Here is a 21,571-nt window from a genome sequence, read left to right as displayed (position 1 = left end):
CTTTTTTCAACCAGACGGCAGCAATTCACTCTAAACTATTGTATTGTTGCTTTGAATGATCTTCGTTGCAGAGGTTCGCGCGGCTAATGAGAGGCTTCACCCATGGGGGTGTCGGTTGTCATTAGTCGCGAGGATGCACTGAGGATCGGGTTTAACGTCAGCACGCCGCAAGGTGTGCTGTCAAACATTTGAGAAAGGGTAAAATTTTGCTTAATCCGATCATTCGTAAATTCCAGTACGGTCAGCATACCGTGACGCTGGAAACCGGCATGATGGCCCGTCAGGCGACGGCTGCCGTTATGGTAAGCATGGACGACACCGCGGTCTTCGTTACCGTTGTAGGCCAGAAAAAGGCCAAGCCGGGCCAGGACTTCTTCCCGCTGACCGTTAACTACCAGGAGCGTACCTACGCTGCCGGTAAAATCCCGGGTGGCTTCTTCCGTCGTGAAGGCCGTCCAAGCGAAGGCGAAACCCTGATCGCGCGTCTGATTGACCGCCCGGTTCGCCCGCTGTTCCCGGAAGGCTTCGTTAACGAAGTGCAGGTTATCGCGACCGTGGTTTCCGTTAACCCGCAGGTTAACCCAGACATCGTGGCGATGATTGGTGCATCCGCAGCCCTCTCCCTGTCCGGTATTCCGTTCAACGGCCCAATCGGCTCGGCGCGTGTTGGTTACATCAACGACCAGTACGTTCTGAACCCGACTCAGGACGAGCTGAAAGAGAGCAAGCTGGACCTGGTGGTTGCCGGTACCGAAGCTGCTGTGCTGATGGTTGAATCCGAAGCAGAACTGCTGAGCGAAGATCAGATGCTGGGCGCAGTGGTATTTGGCCACGAGCAGCAGCAGATCGTGATCCAGAACATCAACGACCTGGTGAAAGAAGCGGGTAAACCGCGTTGGGACTGGCAGCCGGAAGTGGTTGACGCAGCGCTGAACGCACGCGTTGCTGCGCTGGCAGAATCCCGTCTGAGCGATGCTTACCGCATCACCGACAAGCAGGAGCGTTACACTCAGGTTGACGCGATCAAATCTGAAACTATCGCTACCCTGGTTGCTGAAGACGACTCTCTGGACGCTAACGAGCTGGGCGACATTCTGCACGCCATCGAGAAAAACGTGGTGCGTAGCCGCGTGCTGGCAGGCGAGCCGCGTATCGACGGTCGTGAAAAAGATATGATCCGTGGTCTGGACGTGCGTACTGGCGTGCTGCCGCGTACTCACGGCTCCGCGCTGTTCACCCGTGGCGAAACGCAGGCGCTGGTTACCGCGACCCTGGGTACCGCACGTGATGCGCAGAACATTGACGAGCTGATGGGCGATCGTACCGACAGCTTCCTGTTCCACTATAACTTCCCTCCGTACTCCGTAGGTGAAACCGGTATGGTGGGCTCGCCGAAGCGTCGTGAAATTGGTCACGGTCGTCTGGCGAAGCGCGGCGTACTGGCAGTGATGCCGGACACCGAGAAGTTCCCGTACACCGTACGTGTGGTATCTGAAATCACCGAATCCAACGGCTCCTCCTCTATGGCTTCCGTGTGCGGCGCTTCGCTGGCACTGATGGACGCCGGTGTGCCGATCAAAGCCGCCGTGGCAGGTATCGCGATGGGTCTGGTGAAAGAGGGTGACAACTTTGTCGTACTGTCCGATATTCTGGGCGACGAAGATCACCTGGGTGATATGGACTTCAAAGTAGCGGGCTCCCGCGAAGGTATCTCTGCCCTGCAGATGGATATCAAAATTGAAGGCATCACCAAAGAGATCATGCACGCTGCGCTGAACCAGGCGAAAGGTGCACGTCTGCATATTCTGGGTGTGATGGAGCAGGCAATCAACGCGCCGCGCGGCGACATCTCGCAGTTTGCACCGCGTATCCACACCATCAAGATCAGCCCGGACAAGATCAAAGACGTTATCGGTAAAGGCGGCTCTGTTATCCGTGCCCTGACCGAAGAGACCGGCACCACCATCGAAATCGAAGATGACGGTACCGTGAAGATCGCTGCGACCGACGGCGAGAAAGCGAAATACGCTATCCGTCGTATCGAAGAGATCACCGCTGAGATCGAAGTTGGCCGTATCTACAATGGTAAAGTGACCCGTATCGTTGACTTTGGCGCGTTCGTTGCCATCGGTGGCGGTAAAGAGGGTCTGGTTCACATCTCTCAGATCGCTGACAAGCGCGTTGAGAAAGTGACCGACTACCTGCAGATGGGTCAGGAAGTGCCGGTAAAAGTTCTGGAAGTTGACCGCCAGGGCCGTGTCCGTCTGAGCATCAAAGAAGCAACCGAGCAGTCTCCGTCCACTGACGCGCCGCAGGCGCCGGCAGCAGACCAGGGCGAGTAACGTTGCGATGAGCTCCTCGCCGCTGGCGGGGAGCTTTTACAACCGGGCAGGATGCCATGATTGCAGCCGGGGGACAGGACGTTCAACCTTTTGTTGTCTTCGGGAGTAGGAAATGAAGCCTTTTTTGCGCTGGTGTTTCGTTGCGACAGCTCTAACGCTGGCAGGATGCAGCAACTCTGCCTGGCGTAAGAACGAAGTCCTCGCAGTGCCATTGCAACCGACTTTGCAGCAGGAAGTGATTCTGGCACGTATGGAACAAATTCTTGCCAGTCGGGCTTTAACCGATGATGAACGCGCGCAGCTTTTATATGAGCGCGGAGTGTTGTATGATAGTCTCGGTCTGAGGGCACTAGCGCGAAATGATTTTTCACAAGCGCTGGCAATCCGACCCGATATGCCTGAGGTATTCAACTACCTTGGCATTTACTTAACGCAGGCAGGCAATTTTGATGCTGCCTATGAAGCGTTTGATTCTGTACTTGAGCTTGATCCAACTTACAACTACGCGCACTTGAATCGCGGTATCGCTCTCTACTACGGCGGTCGTGACAAGTTAGCGCAAGATGATCTGCTAGCGTTTTATCAAGACGATCCCAACGATCCTTTCCGCAGTCTGTGGCTTTATCTCGCCGAGCAGAAGCTCGATGAGAAGCAGGCGAAAGAAGCACTGGAACAGCGCTTCGAGAAATCGGACAAGGAGCAATGGGGATGGAACATTGTCGAGTTCTACCTGGGCAACATTGACGAAAAAACGTTAATGGAGCGCCTGAAGGCGGACGCAACGGATAACACCTCGCTCGCTGAGCATCTCAGTGAAACCAACTTCTATTTAGGTAAGTACTACCTAAGTCTGGGGGAAAAGGACAGCGCTACGGCACTGTTCAAATTAGCGGTTGCTAACAACGTACACAACTATGTTGAGCACCGTTATGCATTGTTGGAATTATCGCTCTTGGGCCAGGAGCAAGACGACCTGGCAGAATCGGACCAGCAATAGCTGACGACATAAACATCAGCCCACAATCTTTTTTTGATTGCCATCATCTTCGCGGGTGAGGGCGTTGTTGTTCGTCAATACACCTACTTTGAGCCGGTTCACACTTTTCAATGAAAATTGCTAATTATTTTCACGATGAGTTATGTAGACTGGCCGCCAATGACATTGAGGCACTCGTACTACATGGCTGAATTCGAAACCACTTTTTCCGATCTTGGGCTGAAACCTTCTATTATTGAGGCGCTTAACGATCTCGGTTACGAAAAACCTTCTCCGATCCAGGCTGAGTGCATTCCGCACCTGCTCTCTGGTCGTGACGTGCTGGGTATGGCCCAGACCGGTAGCGGTAAAACCGCAGCGTTCTCGCTGCCGCTGCTGAACAACATTGATCCGGACCTGCGCGCGCCGCAGATCCTTGTGCTCGCTCCAACCCGTGAACTGGCCGTTCAGGTTGCTGAAGCGATGACTGACTTCTCTAAACATATGCACGGCGTAAACGTGGTTGCCCTTTACGGCGGCCAGCGCTATGACGTGCAGCTGCGCGCCCTGCGCCAGGGCCCACAGATTGTTGTGGGTACGCCGGGCCGTCTGCTCGATCACTTAAAACGTGGCACGCTGAACCTCTCCGGCCTGAAAGGCCTGGTGCTGGACGAAGCGGATGAAATGCTGCGTATGGGCTTCATCGAAGACGTTGAAACCATCATGGCGCAGATCCCGGCAGATCATCAGACCGCGCTCTTCTCCGCCACCATGCCGGAAGCGATCCGTCGCATTACCCGCCGCTTTATGAACGAGCCGCAGGAAGTGCGCATCCAGTCCAGCGTCACGACTCGCCCGGACATCAGCCAGAGCTACTGGTCTGTATACGGCATGCGTAAAAATGAAGCGCTGGTGCGTTTCCTGGAAGCGGAAGATTTTGACGCGGCGATTATCTTCGTCCGTACCAAAAACGCGACCCTGGAAGTGGCTGAAGCGCTGGAGCGCAGCGGCTATAACAGCGCCGCGCTGAACGGTGACATGAACCAGGCGCTGCGTGAGCAGACCCTGGAGCGTCTGAAAGATGGTCGTCTCGACATCCTGATCGCTACCGACGTTGCGGCCCGTGGCCTTGACGTAGAGCGTATCAGCCTGGTTGTTAACTACGACATCCCGATGGACTCCGAGTCTTACGTCCACCGTATCGGCCGTACCGGTCGTGCAGGTCGTGCAGGCCGTGCGCTGCTGTTCGTTGAGAACCGCGAGCGTCGTCTGCTGCGTAACATCGAACGCACCATGAAGCTGACCATTCCAGAAGCCGATCTGCCGAACGCAGAACTGCTGGGCAAACGCCGTCTGGAAAAATTCGCCGCGAAAGTTCAGCAGCAGCTGGAGAGCAGCGATCTGGATCAGTACCGTGCTCTGCTGGCGCAGATCAAGCCGACAGCGGAAGGCGAAGAGCTGGATATCGAAACCCTGGCTGCAGCACTGCTGAAGATGGCTCAGGGCGAACGTGCGCTGATCGTACCGCCAGATGCACCGATGCGTCCGAAGCGTGAGTTCCGTGACCGTGACGAACGTGCTCCGCGCGACCGTAACGATCGTGCCCCGCGTGGTGACCGTCCGGAGCGTGGTGGTGAAGACCGTCCGCGTCGCGAGCGTCGTGACGCTGGTGATATGCAGCTGTACCGCATTGAAGTGGGCCGTGATGATGGCGTTGAAGTGCGTCACATCGTTGGCGCTATCGCTAACGAAGGCGACATCAGCAGCCGTTACATTGGTAACATCAAGCTGTTCGCTTCTCACTCCACCATCGAGCTGCCGAAAGGCATGCCGGGTGAAGTTCTGCAGCACTTCACCCGCACGCGTATTCTGAACAAGCCGATGAATATGCAGCTGCTGGGCGATGCACAGCCGCACGAACGTGGTGAGCGCCGTGGCGGCGGTGACCGTCCGGCTGGCGAACGTCGTAGCTTCGGCGGCGGCGAGCGTCGTGAAGGCGGTCGTGGCCCGCGTCGCGAAGGTTCTGCCCCAGCAGGTGCTGGTCGCTTCAGCGGTGAGCGCCGTGAAAGCCGCGGTCCGCGCCGTGATGACGCCTCCACGCCGCGCCGTCGTTTTAACAACGACGCGTAAGCGTGTAAGCGCAGAAACGTTACTGTAAAGTAAGCGTTCCAGCCCCGATCTCAACAATCGGGGCTTTTTTTATCGGTAATGTACTCATGTACTGGTACAATGCGCAGCGAAACGCATTTTAGAGAGAAGAGAGAATGGCTACGCTTTCCACCACCCATACTACTCCGTCGCTGCTCGGCGGCGTGGTGATCATCGCAGGAACCATTATTGGCGCAGGGATGTTCTCGCTGCCGGTGGTGATGTCGGGCGCCTGGTTCTTCTGGTCGCTTGCGGCGCTGGTCTTTACCTGGTTCTGTATGCTGCACTCCGGGCTGATGATCCTGGAGGCCAACCTCAACTACCGCATTGGCTCCAGCTTTGACACCATCACCCGTGACCTGCTGGGCAAAGGCTGGAACCTGGTTAACGGCGTCTCTATTGCCTTTGTGCTCTATATTCTGACCTACGCCTATATCTCGGCGAGCGGATCGATTTTGCACCACACCTTCTCGGAGATGTCGCTCAACGTTTCACCGCGCCTGGCGGGATTGGGCTTTGCATTAATCGTCGCGTTTATCGTCTGGCTCTCCACCCGTGCGGTGAGCCGCATGACAGCCATTGTGCTGGGCGCAAAGGTCATCACTTTCTTCCTGACCTTCGGTAGCCTGCTGGGGCACGTCGAGCCCGCCACGCTGTTTAACGTCGCCGAGCGCCACGCCTCCTACACGCCGTACCTGCTAATGACCCTGCCATTTTGCCTCGCCTCGTTTGGCTATCATGGCAACGTGCCAAGCCTGATGAAGTACTACGGCAAGGATCCGCGCACCATCACACGCTGCATTGCTTACGGTTCGCTGCTGGCGCTGGGTCTGTATACCATCTGGTTGCTGGTGACGATGGGGAATATCACCCGTCCGGCGTTTGTTGGCATTGCGCAGCAGGGGGGAAATATTGACGTGCTGGTGCAGGCCCTGAGCGGCGTGTTGAATAGCCGCAGTCTGGATCTGCTTCTGGTGGTGTTCTCTAACTTTGCGGTCGCCAGTTCGTTTCTGGGGGTGACGCTGGGGCTGTTTGATTACCTGGCCGATCTTTTTGGCTTTGACGACTCCGCCAGCGGCCGCTTTAAAACCGCGCTGCTGACCTTCCTGCCGCCGATTGTCGGTGGGCTGCTGTGGCCGAACGGCTTCCTCTACGCCATCGGCTATGCCGGGCTGGCGGCGACCATCTGGGCAGCGATTGTTCCGGCTCTGCTGGCGCGTGCGTCACGCAAGCGCTTCGGTAGCCCCACGTTCCGCGTCTGGGGCGGGAAGCCGATGATTGCGCTGATCCTGCTGTTCGGGGTAGGCAATGCCGTGGTGCACATTTTATCGAGCTTTAACGTATTACCGGTATATCACTAGATCGCCAGCAACCGTAGGCCGGGCAAGCTTAGCGCCGCCCGGCAAAACAAATTTACCCCAATAATTCCTCTTTCACCTGCATCGCCAGCTCAAACGAGTGCAGCCGCGCCTGGTGATCGAAAATCTGGCCGTTGACCATGATCTCATCGGCCTCGGTCTCGCGCAGAAGTGTTTCCAGCCCGTGGCGCACCTTAGCTTTATCCCCTACCAGCGACATGCTCAGCGCCTGCTGCACGCCATACTGCTCGGACGGCGACCAGAAGGATCCCATATCGGCAATCGGCGGCGGCAGCTGGCCGGTTTCGCCCCGGCGTAGCTTTACAAACGCCTGCTGCATCGAGGTATGGAGAAACTCCGCGTCGCGGTTGCTGTCGGCGGCAACAATGTTGATGCACACCATCGCATAGGGTTTCTCCAGCCGTGCGGAGGGTTTAAAGTTCGTGCGGTAGAGGTGTAGCGCCTGGAAGAGCATATCCGGGGCAAAGTGCGACGCAAAGGCAAACGGCAGCCCCTGCTGAGCGGCAAGCTGGGCGCTGTAGAGGCTGGAACCAAGCAGCCACACCGGGATCTTCTCCCCGTAGCCCGGTACCGGACGAACGTGCGGGTTTGGATCGCGGGCGTCAAACCAGTCCACCAGCTCCGCCACGTCGCGTGGGAAGTTATCGATATCGCCGCTCATGTGCCGGCGCAGGGCCATCATGGTGCGCTGGTCGCTGCCCGGTGCACGGCCCAGGCCCAGATCGATACGCCCCGGATAGAGCGTATTCAGGGTACCAAACTGCTCGGCGATCACCAGCGGAGCGTGGTTAGGCAGCATCACGCCGCCGGAACCGAGGTGCAGCGTCTGGGTATTGGCGGCCAGATAGCCAATCAGCACCGACGTTGCTGCGCTGGCGATGCCGGTCATGTTGTGGTGCTCGGCCAGCCAGAAGCGGCGATAGCCGCGCTTCTCTGCCAGCTGGGCTAAATCCAGGGAACGGCGGAACGCATCGCGTGCCGTAGCGCCCTGCGGGATCGGGGCTAAATCCAGCACCGAGAAAGAAACGGTTTTGTCAGTCATCATATGCTCACTTTGTCGACGGCAATCTTTTAATACTGCATTAAAAATTGATTACCGTAGTTAACAAAGTGAGCTTTTTTTCAAACCAGCTCAAGGCCAGCGAGGCGCTTCCAGTAGCCGTTGCAGTCGCTGTTCGCTGTCAGAGACAGCGGCGCACCGCCGTTTTCATTGGCGCGAAAGGCGTCGAGCATAGCGAAGGTCTCGGTTCCCAGCGGCGAGAGACGTACCATATCTACCAGCCCCTGCATCGAGGTCAGCTCGTTGCCAAGATTGTAGACATAGCCGCTCATGGTCTGGATGCCGTTCAGGACAAACACCTGCTGGTTCTCCTGAGAGAGCACGTTGCGCCCGGTGGGATACTTAATGCAGCAGGTCTCGCACTCGTCCTTGGGGCGATCCTCGGAGCGGGCGGTAAAGCAGCGGGCAGAGTAGGCCAGCGGCAGATGACCGTAGCTCAACACCTCCACCTCAAACTGCTCGCGGATGCCAAGCTCGTCGCACTGATTAAGCAGGTTCGCCAGCCAGTCGCGGGAGAGCTCCACCGGCATGCACCAGCGCACCATGCCTTGCTTCAGCAGCAGACGGAGGGTGACTGCGTTATAGCAGTTCAGAGCATGCCCTGCGACGAAGGGCAGCTTACGTTCGGCGCACATGTTTACTACGCCAAGATCGCTCGCCTCAAGCAGAAAGTCGCCATTCTCTACGTAGCGCTTTAGCTCCCCCAGTTCGGAGGCGGCCTGCACCAGCGCCAGGGTAGAGAGCACGACCTGTTTGCCGCTTCCCGCGAGGGATTTCGCCATCGCCAGCCAGTCGCCTACTTTAGTGGCCCGGCGCTTGCTGCATACCGCTTCGCCCAGGTAAATGGTATCGGCGCTGCTGCTGGCGGCCTGCTGGTAGAAATCCTCCAGCGTCTCTTTTGACCAGTAGTAGAGAACCGGTCCTAATGAATATTTCATCTTGTCTCTCACTGCCATTTACGGTGATAGGCGCCAAGGGTGGTCTGCGTGCCTTCAGACATCGCGCCGAGGGTCTCCATCCACGCCGGCTGCGGGGCATAGCGATCGGGCGCAGCCATGCAGCGGTCGATCGCCTGACGCCACACCTTTGCCACCTGGCTGACATAGGCCGGGCTGCGCTGACGACCCTCGATTTTTACCGAGGCGATATTTGCTGCCAGAAGCTCGGGCAGCAGCTCCAGCGTATTCAGGCTGGTAGGCTCTTCCAGGGCGTGGTAGCGCTCGCCGTCGACGTGGTAGCGGCCTTTGCACAGCGTCGGATACCCCGCGTTCTCGCCCTCCTGATAGCGGTCGATCAGCACCTCATTAAGGCGCGACTCCAGCCCCTGCGGTGTCTGCTGCCAGCGGACAAAGCGGGCAGGGGAGCAGGCCCCCACGGTGTTGGGGGATTCACCGGTTAAATAGGATGAGAGATAGCAGCGCCCCTCGGCCATAATGCACAGGCTACCGAAGGCAAAGACCTCCAGCGGAACCGGCGAGGTGCGGGCCAGCTGTTTCACTTGATGAATAGACAGCACGCGGGGCAGCACCACGCGGGCAACGTCAAAGTGGCGGTGATAGAAGCGGATCGCCTCGTCGTTGGTGGCCGAAGCCTGCACCGAAACGTGGCGCTCAATGTGTGGGTAGCGCTCGGCCGCATACTCCAGCATCGCCAGGTCGGCGAGGATCAGCGCGTCAGCCCCCAGCTGGGCGGCCATATCCACCGCCCGCTGCCAGCGCGCGTAGCCGTCGGGGTGAGCAAAGGTATTGATCGCAATATGCAGCTTTTTGCGCCGCTGATGGACAAAGCTTACCGCTTCCTGCAGCTTTTTCTCGGTGAAGTTGAGACCCGCAAAATGGCGGGCGTTGGTATCATCCTTCAGGCCTATATAAACAGCGTCGGCACCGTTTTCGATAGCCGCCTTCAACGCCGGAAGATTTCCGGCCGGGCAGAGCAACTCCATAGTGTATCCCAGGTCAGGGGCCAGATGGCCCGCGCACCGATAAGGTGCAAAATTGTTAACGAGCTGGGATTTTAGTTAACCCTCCGGCGACAATTTTTGATTTAAGGCAGCTAATCGCGTATTGATGGGAGGAATAAGGGGTAGTTTCATCTTCGCAATTGTTGATTTATGCCGCTATGTGGATTTGAGGTTATGGCAGAATAGCCAGACTTTTCATATCAGGGAGTAAAGCTTGTGTTGGATATACTGCGCTCACGTCTCGTTCATGCCGCGCCGTCTCTGCTTAGCGTGCCGGTAAAGCTCGCGCCTTTCGCGCTTAAACGTCAGGTACTGGAGCAGCTTCTGCGCTGGCAGTTCCAGCAGGCGCTGGCGGATGGCGAGCTGGCATTCCTTGAGGGCCGCTGGTTGAGCATTGAAGTACGCGATATTGGCCTCAGGTGGTTTACATCCGTTGAGAATGAGCAGTTAATTGTGCGTGAGTCTGCCGCTGCCGACGTCAGCTTTAGCGCTGATGCCAGCGACCTGCTGATGATCGCCGCGCGCAAGCAGGATCCAGACACGCTATTCTTCCAGCGCCGGCTGGTGATTGAGGGCGATACCGAACTGGGGTTATATGTTAAGAACCTCATGGACGCCATTGAACTGGAGCAGATGCCCAAACCGCTGCGCGTTATGCTGCTGCAACTGGCGGAGTTCGTCGAGGCTGGCCTGCAAGCCCCGCCTGCGACCAAACCAACTTCTGTAGGTGAGCCATGCTGATTCGAGTTGAAATACCTATCGATGCCCCCGGCATTGATGCGCTTCTCCGCCGTGCATTCGGCGGGGAGAGCGAAGCTAACCTGGTCCACTCTCTGCGGGAAGACGGCCTGATTACGTTAGGGCTTGTCGCCACCGATGATGAAGGTCAGGTTATTGGCTACGTTGCCTTTAGTCCGGTAGACGTTGAGGGTGAAGATTTGCAGTGGGTTGGCCTTGCGCCGCTGGCGGTGGATGAACACTATCGCGGTCAGGGGCTGGCGCGCCAGCTGGTGTATGAGGGGCTGGACTCGCTCAATGAGTTTGGCTATGCCGCCGTGGTTGCGCTGGGTGAGGCGGATTTTTATCAGCGTCTCGGCTTTGAGCAGGCGGCACGCTACGATCTCCACTGCCGCTGGCCGGGCAGCGAGAGCGCGTTCCAGGTGCATCGTCTGGCGGATGATGCCTTGAACGGCGTGCATGGCCTGGTGGAGTACCACGATCACTTCAATCGGGTTTAAGCGCCTCGGGCTGTAATGCCGCCAGCAGCGTATCAAACGATCCATCCCCGGCAACGAGGCGCTCTTTCTGGCGCTTCGTTAGCTGCTTAATGCGGTACTCGATTCTCAACGCTAGTGAACGCTCACCTACTTGTGCCGAGAAAGCCAGCCGCAGCTCGCCTTTGCCGCGCAGCGCCTTTGCCCCTTTTCCCGTCTGATGCTGGGTAAAGCGACGGGCAACGTCAGTAGTGATGCCGGTATAGAGCGCGTCATCGGCGGTACGAATAAGATAGAGAAACCAGGGCGTCATAGCAGAATTTAACAGGATAAGGTGAGCGCACCTTAGCATGAGGTAGACAAAAAATGGAAACTCTCACCGCCATTCATCGCTGGCTGGCAAAGCAGCACGTGGTGACATGGTGCGTCGCCAGCGAAGGCGACCTTTGGTGTGCTAACGCCTTCTATCACTACGATCCGCAGAAGGTCGCCTTCTACGTGATGAGCGAGGATCGCACCCGTCATGCGCAAATGAGCGGGCCTCGCGCCCCGGTGGCGGGCACGGTTAACGGCCAGCCGAAAACGGTGGCGCTGATCCGCGGCGTGCAGTTTAAAGGTGAGATCCGGCGTCTGGAGGGAGCGGAAAGCGAGGCCGCGCGTGAGCGCTATAACCGTCGCTTTCCGGTTGCCAGAGCATTGTCGGCCCCGGTATGGGAGATTTCCCTGGACGAAATTAAGTTTACCGACAATACGCTGGGCTTTGGTACAAAGCTTCACTGGCTACGAGGATCAGGCTCCCAGTAGGCGCAGAGTCTCCCGGTTAAACGCGGGCAGATCGTCTGGCGTACGGCTGGTGATCAGCTGATCGTTATCATTTACCACTTCTTGATCGTAAAACTCTACGCCAGCGTTTTTCAGATCGATAACGATCGGTTTCACCGCTGTCAGCTTGCGTCCGCGCACCACTTCAGCGCTGATCAGCAGCTGTGGACCGTGGCAGATGGCAAATACCGGCTTACCGGAGTTCACGAAGTCGCGGGTAAAAGAGACAAAACGCTCGTCACCGCGCAGTGAATCTGGAGAGTGGCCGCCTGGCAGCAGAAGGGCATCAAACTCGTCCGGCGATACCTCATCAATCGATTTATCGATCGTGATGCTGGCTTCGCCCTGTTTCCCCTTCACCGTTTTTCCGGCTTCTTTCTCAATGGTGATCACCTCGTGGCCCGCCTTACGGTATGCCTCGGCCGGGGAAGTGAATTCTGAATCTTCAAAGTCATCGGTGATCAAGACTGCGATTTTCTTGCCCATGTTACCTCCATTGTTTTTGCTCTGGATGGGTTATTTCGCCATCTATCGTTAATAATGACGTATGAATAAGTGTGGTTCAGCGATCTCACATTGCAAGGCGGACTAATCTGCAAAAGGGGACGAGATGAGTCAGGTACTGATTACCGGAGCCACCGGGCTGGTGGGCTCACACCTGCTGCGTATGCTCATTCAGGAGCCGCGGGTTAACTATATTGCCGCCCCGACGCGTCGGCCTCTGCTGGGCATGCCGGGGGTCTTTAACCCCTGCGATCGCCAGCTCACCGACGCGCTGGCGCAGGTCAACGCGCCTATCGATACTGTCTTCTGCTGCCTCGGTACAACCCGTCGGGAAGCGGGCAGCAAAGAGGCATTTATCCACGCCGATTACACCCTGGTGGTGGACACCGCGCTGGCTGGGCTGCGTCTCGGGGCGAAGCATATGCTGGTGGTCAGCGCGATGGGGGCCAATGCCGGTTCGCCCTTTTTCTATAACCGGGTGAAAGGCAAGATGGAGGAGGCGTTAATGGCGCAGGAGTGGCCGCGCCTGACCCTGGCCCGTCCAGCGATGCTGCTGGGTCGTCGGGCAAAACAGCGGTTTGGCGAGTCCCTGCTGGGGCCGATGATGCACCTCCTGCCCGGCAGGTGGAAATCCATCGAGGCCCGCGACGTGGCGCGCGCCATGCTGCTGACGGCGTTCTCTCCTTGCCGCGAGAGGGTAACTATTTTGTCCTCCGAGCAGCTGCATGCGATTGCCATTGGAGAGGAGAATTAACTGTTTCCAAAAGTATCCAGTCAGGCGTAGTATCTTCCGGCTAATAATAATCCATACATCTTTCCGGGGAATGCAATGACTGGTCAGTCTTCATCTCATGCGGCAGCACCTGTCCAATGGTGGAAGCCCGCACTCTTTTTTCTCGTTGTTATCGTTGGGCTTTGGTATGTGAAATGGCAGCCCTACTACGGTAAAGCCTTTACTGCCGCTGAAACCCACAGCATTGGCAAATCCATTCTTGCTAACGCCGAGGCGGATCCGCTCCGGGCCGCGCTCGACTATGCCATGGTCTACTTCCTCGCCGTCTGGAAAGCGGCGGTGCTGGGCGTGCTCCTCGGCTCGCTGGTGCAGGTGCTTATTCCCCGCGACTGGCTGCTGCGCACCCTGGGTCAGAAGCGCGTGGGCGGCACGCTGTTCGGCACGCTCTTCTCTGTGCCCGGCATGATGTGCTCCTGCTGCGCCGCGCCGGTGACCGCCGGGCTGCGCCGCCAGCAGGCATCGATGGGCGGCGCGCTGGCGTTCTGGATGGGCAATCCGCTGCTTAACCCGGCGACGCTGGTATTTATGGGTTTTGTCCTGGGGTGGCATTTTGCTCTGATTCGTCTGCTGGCCGGTCTGGCGATTGTACCTGGCGTTGCCCTGCTGGTGCAGCGCTGGGTGAAAGAGAGCGACCGACCGTCGTCCCTGCCTGAAACGGCCACCGCTGCCGAGCCGCAGGGCGGATTTATGGCCCGCTGGGGGCGGGCGCTGTGGACGCTGTTCTGGAGCACCATCCCGGTCTACATTCTGGCCGTACTGCTGCTGGGTGCGGCGCGGGTCTGGCTCTTCCCTCACGCCGATGGCGCTATCGACAACTCGCTGATGTGGGTCGTGGCGATGGCTATCGTCGGCTGTCTGTTTGTGATCCCAACCGCGGCAGAAATTCCTGTCGTGCAGACCATGATGATGGCCGGGATGGGCATGGCTCCCGCGCTGGCCCTGCTGATTACGCTGCCGGCGGTGAGCCTGCCGTCGCTGATTATGCTGCGCAAATCCTTCCCGGCGAAAGCGCTGTGGCTAACCGGTGGGCTGGTGGCGGTGAGTGGGGTGATTGTGGGGGCGCTGGCTCTGCTGTAAGAAAAACTGTGATAAATCGCCGGATGGCGCTGCGCCATCCGGCTTATCAATACTTACTTAATAAACGTAAACGCCGTGGTCACGTGCTTGACGCCGGACACGCGGCTGGCGGTATCGGCGGCGGCGCGGCCTTCACGCTCTGTTACCAACCCCAGCAGGAACACCTCGCCGTTTTCGGTGGTTACCTTCACGTTCGACGATTTCACCTGATCGCTACCCAGCAGCTGGGAGCGGACTTTGGTGGTGATCCAGGTGTCTGACGAGGCGGTGCCCAGACTGATTGGCTGGCCCTGACGGATCTCGTTATAGACCTCGGTTGCCCCATCGACGCCCATCGCTATCTGCTTCGCGCGGGAGGCCAGCTCGGTATCCGGTGCCTGGCCGACCAGCAGGACTTTACCCTGGTAAGCGGTCACGTTAATGCGTGCGCTTTTCTTAATCTGCTCATCTTTAGCCAGCGCGCTGTTGACGCGCAGCTCCAACGTTCCATCATCAACCTGCGTGCCCACGGTACGCGGATCGGTGGCTGCTTTGGTGCCTACGGCAGCGCTGCCAACCACGGCCGCTGCGACACATCCCTGAAGCAGCAGCGCGGAGAGTATTACCGCAAGGGGCGAAAATGCCTTCATGTCTACTCCTTAATCATCCTGGTGAGGGAAAAGCGTGTTATCAATCAGATCGCAAAGGCAGTTAACCGTCAGCATATGCATCTCGTGAATGCGTGCGCTGCGGTGGGACGGAATACGAATTTCGACATCCTGTGGCCCCAGCAAACCCGCCAGCTCGCCGCCGTCGTAGCCGGTGAGGGCCACGATGGTCATATCGCGCGTTACGGCGGCCTCAACGGCTTTCACGATATCCCGGCTATTGCCCCGGGCAGAGATCGCCAGCAGCACGTCACCAGCATGGCCTAGTGCACGCACCTGTTTGGCATAGATCTCATTGTGCAGTCGCTCGTTGGCGATCGCGGTTAAGACCACGTTATCGGTATTTAGTGCAATCGCTGGCAGGCTCGGACGCTCGGTTTCAAAGCGATTGATCATGCTGGCAGCAAAATGCTGGGCGTTGGCGGCAGAGGTGCCGTTGCCGCAGCAGAGGATTTTGTTACCGTTAAGCAGGGAGTGAACCAGCGTCATGGCTGCACGGGAGATCGCATCCGGCAGGGCTTCCGCCGCCGCAATCTGGGTTTGAATACTTTCCGTAAAGCAGACTTTAATTCTTTCGAGCACGGTGATCCCTATAATGTCAGCTAGTATGAGTGGTCGTTAAAGGCGTCTTGTATCCACTCCACATCATTTCCGGTGAAGGCTATCACATCGAACCGGCAATCCACAGTGTCAAAACTCCCATTGTGCCGGGCGAGCCACAAACGCGCCGCCGATAAGAGTTTCAACTGCTTGCTGCGGGTGATGCTGGCCGCTGCGCCGCCGTACCGGGCTGTCTTACGGTAGCGTACCTCAACGAACACGGTAGTGGGGCCCTGACGCATAATCAGGTCAATCTCGCCGCCGCGTGAACGCACGTTGGCGGCGACAAAGCGCAGTCCTTTGCCCTCCAGCCAGCGGCGCGCCGTTGCTTCCCACGCGTCGCCGGTCTGTTTACGGCTTAACTGGCCGGGACGATCTGCCCCTGCTGGTATTTGAGCCATGATAACTTCCTGTTAATCACGCAGTCGGGAGTAGCCGAGAGATCGCCCGTGTTGCCGCTGATCTCAAAGCCGGGAACCTGGCGCATCTGGGCGAAGTGGTTAGCCAGCGCCCAGGCGTCAACGCCCATGGCATACAGGCGTGCCAGCGAGTAGTCGTTATTGACGCTGCCCAGCGCCTGCTGCATCAGCGCAGGGTTGCTGCCTGCCAGCATCGGGATCTCGCTAAACTGGAGCCCCTCCATCTCAAGACGGAAGTCCGGGCCTGCACCGCCCTGCGCGCTGCGTGAGCTGGCGTAGAGGGCAGCACCGCTGTGGCTGCCGGTGCGCATGGCAATCATCGGCTTGATGAGCGCGATCTCGTTCGGCGTTGCCAGAATATAGGCCGCATCGACGTTGCCGCCGCCGGTGATCTGCGCCTCGGTCGGTGGGGCAGGGATGGTCAGGCCGCCAATAGTCACGCCCTGCTGCTGCGGCAGGCTGGAGGTGACTGGCGTGCCGGTCAGGGCGATGCCAGACCCGCCGTTAATGCCCATTTTCAGTTCAGCGGTGGAGCCAAACTTCTGCTGCAGCACGGTACCGCCGCCCAGCTTCTGCCACTCTTCGGCAAAGGCGGTGGTCACCCGATCCCCCAGCGAGCTGCGCGGAACCAGCAGCAGCGGCGCACGGCGACCCTGATCCCACATGTGACGCGCGGCGTCGCGGGCTTCATCCTCCGGCGAGAGGGCGAAGTAGCAGATATTTGCCCGGCTCTCTACCGACTCCGGCTGGTTCAAGGCCAGCACGTTAAGGGCGGTGTTGCTGCGCATCAGCTCTTCAACGTTACCTTTTAACAGCGGGCCGACCACGATGCTGGCCCCATCCTGCTGGACCTGGTTGAGGATCTGGTCAAGCGGCTGCGAGCTGGTGTCGTAAATTTTCAGATCGGCAGACGGATTCGCCGGGGCGCTGGCCGCCGCTGGCGTCGCGGCAGGCTGCGTCTGCGCCTCAGGGGCGTTTACGGGCGCAGCGGTTTCAGCGCTTTCAGCGGGCGCAGCGGTTTCAGCGGGCGCTGGCGCCTGGGTCGCTTCGGGGGCGGCCACTGGCGCTTCCGCCGGTGCAGCAGGCTGCGTCTGGGTCAGCTCATCCACCGGCGCCTGTGAGGGGCTCACCACCTCAGCGTCTCCTGCCGTCGCCGCCTGGGCAACCTGAACCGGCGTTGCCGGGCCGCTCACCGCAGGCACACCGTTTTTCGCCGCCTCAAAGCCCTGCTGGATAGCACGACCGTAGACCGCGGCCTGGCCGTTCAGAGGCAGCAGCAGGGCGATTTTGTTGGTGGAGGCGGGTTTAAAATTCTGCACGTTGGTTAACGCCGTTGGCAGCATCTTCGCGCCAGGGTTTTGCGGATAGCGGGTCTGCCAGTCGCTGATGCCCGCCTTCAGCATATTCGGATCGGTACGGTTATCGAACCAGACGCGCTGTAGATCGAGCCAGCCCTGCAGCACGTTCTCATCGGCGTTGATCACCAGCGCCTGCGCCTGCTCCGGCGTCATGGAAGAGAGCGCTTGCCAGGTAGCATCGATATTTTCCTGCTTATCCTTTGCTGCCAGCAGTGGCTCCTGGGCGATTAAGGCCCGCAGCAGCGTCAGCGACGGACGGCCCTGGCTGGCGTCAATCTGCGCCTGCCAGTAGCGCGCCAGCTGGTTACCCTCGAAATCGGCAGGCTTCAGCTTAGCCAGCAGCGCCTGCGCAGCGGCAAAATCCTTCTGTACCAGCTTAAGCTCGACGGCCAGCAGCGACTGCTCTTTACGCTGGGTATCGGTCAGCTCCTGCGGCAGCTGGTTAAACAGCTCGCCTGCCTGCTGGCTTTTGCCCTCTTTCAGCAGGGCACGAATGGCGAGTAATTGCCAGTTGGTCTTGGTATCATCTGTGCTGTGCTGCATCTGGCTTAGGTAGAAGCCAGAGTCCGCCTGCGCCGTGCCCTGCATGTGGGCGCTGCTCTGGTCTGGCGTCTGTGTCCCACAGCCTGCAAAAAGCAGGGCGGCCAGCACGACGGGCAGACAACGCGCTGCTTTTAAACGGAAAAATGTTGACTGTACCATTCTGTATCCAGTGATATTTTTTACGCAATGCTCAATATTAAATCGGCAATACGGATGAAACAATGAAACAACACGAATCGGCTGAGAATTCTCAAGGTCAGCTCTATATTGTACCCACTCCTATCGGGAATTTGGCTGATATCACCCAGCGCGCGCTGACCGTGTTGCAAAGCGTTGATTTAGTTGCCGCAGAGGATACCCGCCACACCGGCCTGCTGTTGCAGCACTTTGCCATTAGCGCCCGCCTGTTTGCCCTTCACGATCATAACGAGCAGCAGAAGGCAGAGACGCTGGTCGCGAAGCTGAAAGAGGGGCAGAACATCGCTCTGGTCTCTGACGCCGGGACGCCGCTGATCAACGATCCTGGCTACCATCTGGTACGCACCTGCCGCGAGGCGGGGATCCGCGTGGTGCCGCTGCCTGGCCCCTGTGCCGCGATTGCCGCCCTCAGCGCCGCCGGGCTGCCGTCGGATCGCTTCTGCTATGAAGGCTTTCTGCCTGCCAAATCAAAAGGCCGCCGCGATACGTTAAAAGCGCTGGAGGCCGAGCCGCGCACGCTGATTTTTTATGAGTCTACCCATCGCCTGCTCGATAGCCTGGAGGACATCTGCACCGTGCTGGGGGAATCCCGCTATGTCGTGCTGGCCCGCGAGCTGACCAAAACCTGGGAGTCAATTCACGGCGCGCCTATCGGCGAGCTGCTGGCGTGGGTGAAGGAAGATGAAAATCGCCGCAAAGGGGAGATGGTGCTGATTATCGAAGGGCATAAGGCTCAGGAAGAGGATCTGCCCGCCGATGCGCTGCGGACTCTGGCACTGCTTCAGGCCGAGCTGCCGCTGAAAAAAGCCGCCGCGCTGGCCGCCGAGATCCATGGCGTGAAGAAAAATGCCCTTTATAAGCACGCCCTGGAGCAGCAGGGGTAAGATTACCGACATTCAGCGTGTCGGAAGAATGTCGGAAGGAATTGCTGATGTAGCGTAGGCCGGGCAAGCGCAGCGCCGCCCGGCAAAAACATTATATAGGGGCGAAGTTAGGCCTTGTTAGAGGTGTAACGCGATCCGCTTACCGTCAGGTAAGGTAACATCCAATGTCAATTCACCCCCCAGCGCAGCCACGTAGCGCTTTAACGTTGAGAGTTTTGGATCGTTATCTACCTTCTCCATTTTAACGACAGAAGGCTGAGAAATGCCAAGCGCGGCAGCAAGCTGTACCTGCGATACATGCAGCTCTTCCCGGAGTTTCGCAAGAGTAATTTCCTGACGGACCTCTGCTGCACGCACGGCGATCCTTTCCTGGCTTTCCGGTGAGCGTTGTGCAAGCAACTGTTTAAGCGTCGCCATTTTCTTTGACCTCCAGTAAAAGCAGATGCGATTTATACTCAGCATCGGCTAACTTAATCATACGTTTATAGAACAATTTTTCTTTTTCGCTCTTCTTATTACCTGCACACAAAATAATGGCTCTTCGGACCGGATCAAATACGAAAAAGACTCTAAATGGATGCCCGTCAACCTGTACCCTTAACTCCTTCATATTGGGATACGATGAATCTTTGATGTGATCCACGTATGGTCGGCCAAGCATAGGCCCCTCGAGCTCCAAAACTGTTAAGATGGCTAATATTTCTTCCTGAACATTATCATTTTGAATGGCTAGCCAATGCTCAAACAAATCTCGTGTAACGACTTCCCACATTTTGGTTCATCCTATAACCTGGAAGTTATAAATTCAATATAACCTATGGGTTATATTGAAACATTGCTTTAGGTCAAAAGGTGTGTGGGACAGCGAGGTTAAGCAATTCAATAGGATGAGTTAGATAACAAAATTTTGTTATTAATATAAAAGCCGGGCAGCATCGCGCTTACCCGGTCTTTGGAGTTTACAATCGTTCTATCACGTTACCGGAGCCGGGTTAAACACCGCCAGCTGGTTGTGCAGTCCCCACTGATCCGAGAAGGTTTTCTTGCGGCCGCTGGCGACGTCAAGGATGAAATGGAATAGCTTCCAGCCCACGTCCTCAATGCTCTCTTCCCCGGTCGCGATCGTGCCGGCATTGATATCCATCAGATCGTACCAGCGGTTAGCCAGCTCGGTACGGGTCGCCATCTTGATCACCGGCACCGCCACCAGACCGTACGGCGTACCGCGCCCGGTGGTGAACACCTGAACGGTGATCCCGGAGGCTACCTGCTGCGTACCACAGACAAAGTCGCTGGCAGGCGTCGCCGCGTAGATCAGGCCGCGCTTAGTTGGACGCTGGCCCGGCGAAAGCACTTCCACGATGGCGCTCTGCCCCGACTTGGCAATGGAGCCAAGCGCTTTTTCAACCACGTTCGCCAGGCCACCTTTTTTGTTGCCCGGGGAGGGGTTGGCGCTGCGGTCGGTTTTGCCCATATCGAGATAGTTATCGTACCAGGCCATCTCTTCAAGCAGGCGCTTGCCCACTTCCTCGTTGATAGCGCGCGGGGTGAGCAGATGGATAGCATCGCGCACCTCGGTGACTTCCGAGAACATCACCGTCGCACCGCAGCGGACCAGCAGGTCAGAGGCATAGCCCACCGCTGGGTTGGCCGTCACGCCAGAGAAGGCGTCGCTGCCCCCGCACTGCATGCCCACCACCAGCTCCGAAGCCGGGCAGGTTTCGCGCTGGCGAGCATTCAGCTTGACCAGGTGGCGCTCGGCAACCTGAAGAATATCGTCCACCATCGAGCGGAAGCCGACGTGCTGTTCATCTTGCAAACGCACGATGCTGGCGCTGTCGACGGGGATCGCCTGCACGTCTTCCGTTCCCTGCAGCAGGCGCTCCGGCTGAAGCTTCTCACAGCCGAGGCCAACCACCATCACTTCGCCACCGAAGTTGGGGTTCAGGGCGATGTTGTGGATAGTGCGAATAGGCACCACCGCCGCCGGGGCGTTGATCGCCACGCCGCAGCCGTAGAGGTGATTCAGGCCAACCACGCCATCAACGTTGGGGTATTTCGGCAGCAGGTCGCGCTCGATAATTTTAACTACGTAGTCCACCACGCCCGCGACGCAGTGCACGCTGGTGGTGATCCCCAGCAGGTTTTTGGTACCGACGCTGCCGTCGGCGTTGCGGTAGCCTTCAAAGGTGTAACCCTCAAGGGCAGGCATCGGCTCCGGTACTTTGGTTGCCAGCGGCAGGGTCTCCAGCGGCGGCGCTGTTGGTAGCGCTACGGTGGATTCGTCGATCCAGCTGCCTCGGGCAATATCGCGCACCGCATAGCCGATCACCTCCCCGTAGCGGACGATGTCGCCGTGCGCGGGAATATCCACCAGCGCGACTTTATGTCCCTGCGGAATATGCTCAATCAGTTCAAGCCCATCCGGGAAACGGGTCCCGGCTCGTAAGCCATTGTCATTGACAATAATCGCTACGTTATCGGTTTCATGAACCTTAATATAAAACGCCGTTGGCGATTCTTGTCTAATTTCGATGTCGGCCATGTTCCAGTATTCTCCGCCAGGTATAGGATAACAAAAACGGGAAAATGCGTATCGTCTTTCTTGTTATCGGAAATAAACAACATTGCTATGGAATAAATAGTG

23 protein-coding genes are annotated in these 21,571 nt (G+C 58.0%); 11 read left to right on the top strand and 12 right to left on the bottom strand.

Features of this window, described 5'->3' with window-relative positions:
- Window positions 1-206 precede the first annotated feature (206 nt).
- The 5 genes from pnp to mtr all read left to right on the top strand — a co-directional run bounded on the left by pnp (window position 207) and on the right by mtr (window position 6,827).
- Window positions 207-2,342: a polyribonucleotide nucleotidyltransferase gene (gene pnp / locus WFN61_RS16355; protein WP_144817500.1), complete on the top strand. Its 2,136-nt coding sequence runs from the start codon at window positions 207-209 to the stop codon at window positions 2,340-2,342.
- Between the two features lie 112 nt (window positions 2,343-2,454).
- Window positions 2,455-3,339, top strand: coding sequence for a lipoprotein NlpI (gene nlpI, locus WFN61_RS16350; RefSeq protein ID WP_042390165.1), 885 nt, complete (start codon window positions 2,455-2,457; stop codon window positions 3,337-3,339).
- A gap of 110 nt (window positions 3,340-3,449) precedes the next feature.
- Window positions 3,450-3,530, top strand: coding sequence for a protein YrbN (gene yrbN, locus WFN61_RS20990; RefSeq protein ID WP_144817703.1), 81 nt, complete (start codon window positions 3,450-3,452; stop codon window positions 3,528-3,530).
- Window positions 3,523-5,448 carry a DEAD/DEAH family ATP-dependent RNA helicase gene (locus WFN61_RS16345; RefSeq protein WP_312282490.1) on the top strand — a complete coding sequence of 642 codons (1,926 nt, stop codon included), beginning with the start codon at window positions 3,523-3,525 and terminating at the stop codon, window positions 5,446-5,448. The genes yrbN and WFN61_RS16345 overlap by 8 nt, the downstream gene beginning before the upstream one ends.
- A 134-nt stretch (window positions 5,449-5,582) precedes the next feature.
- Window positions 5,583-6,827 (top strand): tryptophan permease, encoded by a 1,245-nt coding sequence (gene mtr, locus WFN61_RS16340; RefSeq protein ID WP_312178117.1) that lies wholly within the window; start codon window positions 5,583-5,585, stop codon window positions 6,825-6,827.
- Between the two features lie 52 nt (window positions 6,828-6,879).
- On the opposite strand, the gene WFN61_RS16335 is transcribed toward mtr, so the two are convergent.
- From WFN61_RS16335 to ubiU, 3 genes are all read right to left on the bottom strand, one after another.
- The gene (locus WFN61_RS16335) at window positions 6,880-7,887 is read right to left on the bottom strand and encodes a luciferase-like monooxygenase (protein ID WP_144817704.1); all 1,008 of its coding nucleotides are present in this window, start codon (window positions 7,885-7,887) and stop codon (window positions 6,880-6,882) included.
- Between the two features lie 80 nt (window positions 7,888-7,967).
- On the bottom strand, window positions 7,968-8,843 hold the full coding sequence (locus tag WFN61_RS16330) for a U32 family peptidase (protein ID WP_436880903.1): 876 nt from the start codon (window positions 8,841-8,843) through the stop codon (window positions 7,968-7,970).
- 8 nt (window positions 8,844-8,851) lie between these two features.
- Entirely contained in the window at window positions 8,852-9,847 is a 996-nt protein-coding gene (gene ubiU, locus WFN61_RS16325) for a ubiquinone anaerobic biosynthesis protein UbiU (RefSeq protein ID WP_222889494.1), read from the bottom strand.
- Window positions 9,848-10,081: 234 nt separating this feature from the next.
- Between ubiU and ubiT the strand changes: the two genes are divergently transcribed.
- Together ubiT and WFN61_RS16315 are read left to right on the top strand one after the other, a co-directional pair.
- Window positions 10,082-10,606, top strand: a complete 525-nt coding sequence (gene ubiT, locus WFN61_RS16320; protein ID WP_144817504.1) for a ubiquinone anaerobic biosynthesis accessory factor UbiT — start codon at window positions 10,082-10,084, stop codon at window positions 10,604-10,606.
- The gene (locus tag WFN61_RS16315; RefSeq protein ID WP_144817505.1) at window positions 10,600-11,103 is read left to right on the top strand and encodes a GNAT family N-acetyltransferase; all 504 of its coding nucleotides are present in this window, start codon (window positions 10,600-10,602) and stop codon (window positions 11,101-11,103) included. Before ubiT ends, WFN61_RS16315 begins: the two co-directional genes overlap by 7 nt.
- Here the strand turns inward: WFN61_RS16315 and WFN61_RS16310 are convergent.
- Entirely contained in the window at window positions 11,090-11,407 is a 318-nt protein-coding gene (locus WFN61_RS16310; protein WP_257759087.1) for a GIY-YIG nuclease family protein, read from the bottom strand. The two genes, WFN61_RS16315 and WFN61_RS16310, sit on opposite strands and share 14 nt — an antisense overlap.
- A gap of 38 nt (window positions 11,408-11,445) precedes the next feature.
- Between WFN61_RS16310 and WFN61_RS16305 the strand changes: the two genes are divergently transcribed.
- Window positions 11,446-11,883 (top strand): YhbP family protein, encoded by a 438-nt coding sequence (locus WFN61_RS16305; RefSeq protein ID WP_144817507.1) that lies wholly within the window; start codon window positions 11,446-11,448, stop codon window positions 11,881-11,883.
- On the opposite strand, the gene WFN61_RS16300 is transcribed toward WFN61_RS16305, so the two are convergent.
- Window positions 11,869-12,387 carry a type 1 glutamine amidotransferase domain-containing protein gene (locus tag WFN61_RS16300; RefSeq protein WP_144817508.1) on the bottom strand — a complete coding sequence of 173 codons (519 nt, stop codon included), beginning with the start codon at window positions 12,385-12,387 and terminating at the stop codon, window positions 11,869-11,871. The two genes, WFN61_RS16305 and WFN61_RS16300, sit on opposite strands and share 15 nt — an antisense overlap.
- Before the next feature lie 124 nt (window positions 12,388-12,511).
- On the opposite strand from WFN61_RS16300, the gene WFN61_RS16295 reads away from it, so the two are divergent.
- The gene (locus tag WFN61_RS16295; protein WP_257758933.1) at window positions 12,512-13,159 is read left to right on the top strand and encodes an NAD-dependent epimerase/dehydratase family protein; all 648 of its coding nucleotides are present in this window, start codon (window positions 12,512-12,514) and stop codon (window positions 13,157-13,159) included.
- A 75-nt stretch (window positions 13,160-13,234) separates the two neighbouring features.
- Window positions 13,235-14,275, top strand: a complete 1,041-nt coding sequence (locus WFN61_RS16290) for a permease (RefSeq protein WP_257758934.1) — start codon at window positions 13,235-13,237, stop codon at window positions 14,273-14,275.
- Window positions 14,276-14,328: 53 nt separating this feature from the next.
- Here WFN61_RS16290 and dolP read toward each other — a convergent pair whose 3' ends face one another.
- The 4 genes from dolP to WFN61_RS16270 are packed head-to-tail and all read right to left on the bottom strand — an operon-like array spanning window position 14,329 to window position 18,001.
- A complete protein-coding gene (gene dolP / locus WFN61_RS16285; RefSeq protein WP_144817511.1) occupies window positions 14,329-14,904 on the bottom strand; it encodes a division/outer membrane stress-associated lipid-binding lipoprotein in 576 nt (191 codons plus the stop codon).
- 9 nt (window positions 14,905-14,913) lie between these two features.
- Window positions 14,914-15,504, bottom strand: a complete 591-nt coding sequence (gene diaA / locus WFN61_RS16280) for a DnaA initiator-associating protein DiaA (protein ID WP_144817512.1) — start codon at window positions 15,502-15,504, stop codon at window positions 14,914-14,916.
- Between the two features lie 20 nt (window positions 15,505-15,524).
- The gene (locus WFN61_RS16275) at window positions 15,525-15,923 is read right to left on the bottom strand and encodes a YraN family protein (protein WP_144817513.1); all 399 of its coding nucleotides are present in this window, start codon (window positions 15,921-15,923) and stop codon (window positions 15,525-15,527) included.
- The gene (locus WFN61_RS16270) at window positions 15,881-18,001 is read right to left on the bottom strand and encodes a penicillin-binding protein activator (RefSeq protein WP_337038944.1); all 2,121 of its coding nucleotides are present in this window, start codon (window positions 17,999-18,001) and stop codon (window positions 15,881-15,883) included. The genes WFN61_RS16275 and WFN61_RS16270 overlap by 43 nt, the downstream gene beginning before the upstream one ends.
- A 62-nt stretch (window positions 18,002-18,063) precedes the next feature.
- Between WFN61_RS16270 and rsmI the strand changes: the two genes are divergently transcribed.
- Window positions 18,064-18,924: a 16S rRNA (cytidine(1402)-2'-O)-methyltransferase gene (rsmI, locus tag WFN61_RS16265; protein ID WP_238082839.1), complete on the top strand. Its 861-nt coding sequence runs from the start codon at window positions 18,064-18,066 to the stop codon at window positions 18,922-18,924.
- A gap of 117 nt (window positions 18,925-19,041) precedes the next feature.
- Here rsmI and WFN61_RS16260 read toward each other — a convergent pair whose 3' ends face one another.
- The 3 genes from WFN61_RS16260 to garD all read right to left on the bottom strand — a co-directional run bounded on the left by WFN61_RS16260 (window position 19,042) and on the right by garD (window position 21,469).
- Complete coding sequence (locus WFN61_RS16260) at window positions 19,042-19,341, bottom strand: helix-turn-helix domain-containing protein (protein WP_144817516.1); 300 nt, start codon at window positions 19,339-19,341, stop codon at window positions 19,042-19,044.
- Complete coding sequence (locus tag WFN61_RS16255) at window positions 19,328-19,696, bottom strand: type II toxin-antitoxin system RelE/ParE family toxin (RefSeq protein ID WP_257758938.1); 369 nt, start codon at window positions 19,694-19,696, stop codon at window positions 19,328-19,330. Before WFN61_RS16255 ends, WFN61_RS16260 begins: the two co-directional genes overlap by 14 nt.
- A 201-nt stretch (window positions 19,697-19,897) precedes the next feature.
- Window positions 19,898-21,469: a galactarate dehydratase gene (gene garD, locus WFN61_RS16250; RefSeq protein ID WP_257758939.1), complete on the bottom strand. Its 1,572-nt coding sequence runs from the start codon at window positions 21,467-21,469 to the stop codon at window positions 19,898-19,900.
- Window positions 21,470-21,571 lie beyond the last annotated feature (102 nt).

Source organism: Pseudescherichia sp. AS216, from assembly GCF_037152055.1.
Taxonomy (GTDB): domain Bacteria; phylum Pseudomonadota; class Gammaproteobacteria; order Enterobacterales; family Enterobacteriaceae; genus Pseudescherichia.
Note: the sequence above shows the minus strand (reverse complement) of the source record. Positions and strands in the feature narration are given on the sequence as shown.

Coding starts and splice junctions, on each gene's coding strand:
- yrbN (WP_144817703.1), top strand. CDS start 3,450: ATGAAAATTGCTAATTATTTTCACGATGAGTTATGTAGACTGGCCGCC.
- WFN61_RS16335 (WP_144817704.1), bottom strand. CDS start 7,887: ATGACTGACAAAACCGTTTCTTTCTCGGTGCTGGATTTAGCCCCGATC.
- WFN61_RS16315 (WP_144817505.1), top strand. CDS start 10,600: ATGCTGATTCGAGTTGAAATACCTATCGATGCCCCCGGCATTGATGCG.
- WFN61_RS16300 (WP_144817508.1), bottom strand. CDS start 12,387: ATGGGCAAGAAAATCGCAGTCTTGATCACCGATGACTTTGAAGATTCA.
- garD (WP_257758939.1), bottom strand. CDS start 21,469: ATGGCCGACATCGAAATTAGACAAGAATCGCCAACGGCGTTTTATATT.
- mtr (WP_312178117.1), top strand. CDS start 5,583: ATGGCTACGCTTTCCACCACCCATACTACTCCGTCGCTGCTCGGCGGC.
- WFN61_RS16270 (WP_337038944.1), bottom strand. CDS start 18,001: ATGGTACAGTCAACATTTTTCCGTTTAAAAGCAGCGCGTTGTCTGCCC.
- nlpI (WP_042390165.1), top strand. CDS start 2,455: ATGAAGCCTTTTTTGCGCTGGTGTTTCGTTGCGACAGCTCTAACGCTG.
- WFN61_RS16260 (WP_144817516.1), bottom strand. CDS start 19,341: ATGGCGACGCTTAAACAGTTGCTTGCACAACGCTCACCGGAAAGCCAG.
- WFN61_RS16290 (WP_257758934.1), top strand. CDS start 13,235: ATGACTGGTCAGTCTTCATCTCATGCGGCAGCACCTGTCCAATGGTGG.
- WFN61_RS16330 (WP_436880903.1), bottom strand. CDS start 8,843: ATGAAATATTCATTAGGACCGGTTCTCTACTACTGGTCAAAAGAGACG.
- WFN61_RS16305 (WP_144817507.1), top strand. CDS start 11,446: ATGGAAACTCTCACCGCCATTCATCGCTGGCTGGCAAAGCAGCACGTG.
- ubiU (WP_222889494.1), bottom strand. CDS start 9,847: ATGGAGTTGCTCTGCCCGGCCGGAAATCTTCCGGCGTTGAAGGCGGCT.
- dolP (WP_144817511.1), bottom strand. CDS start 14,904: ATGAAGGCATTTTCGCCCCTTGCGGTAATACTCTCCGCGCTGCTGCTT.
- WFN61_RS16345 (WP_312282490.1), top strand. CDS start 3,523: ATGGCTGAATTCGAAACCACTTTTTCCGATCTTGGGCTGAAACCTTCT.
- WFN61_RS16255 (WP_257758938.1), bottom strand. CDS start 19,696: ATGTGGGAAGTCGTTACACGAGATTTGTTTGAGCATTGGCTAGCCATT.
- rsmI (WP_238082839.1), top strand. CDS start 18,064: ATGAAACAACACGAATCGGCTGAGAATTCTCAAGGTCAGCTCTATATT.
- WFN61_RS16295 (WP_257758933.1), top strand. CDS start 12,512: ATGAGTCAGGTACTGATTACCGGAGCCACCGGGCTGGTGGGCTCACAC.
- WFN61_RS16275 (WP_144817513.1), bottom strand. CDS start 15,923: ATGGCTCAAATACCAGCAGGGGCAGATCGTCCCGGCCAGTTAAGCCGT.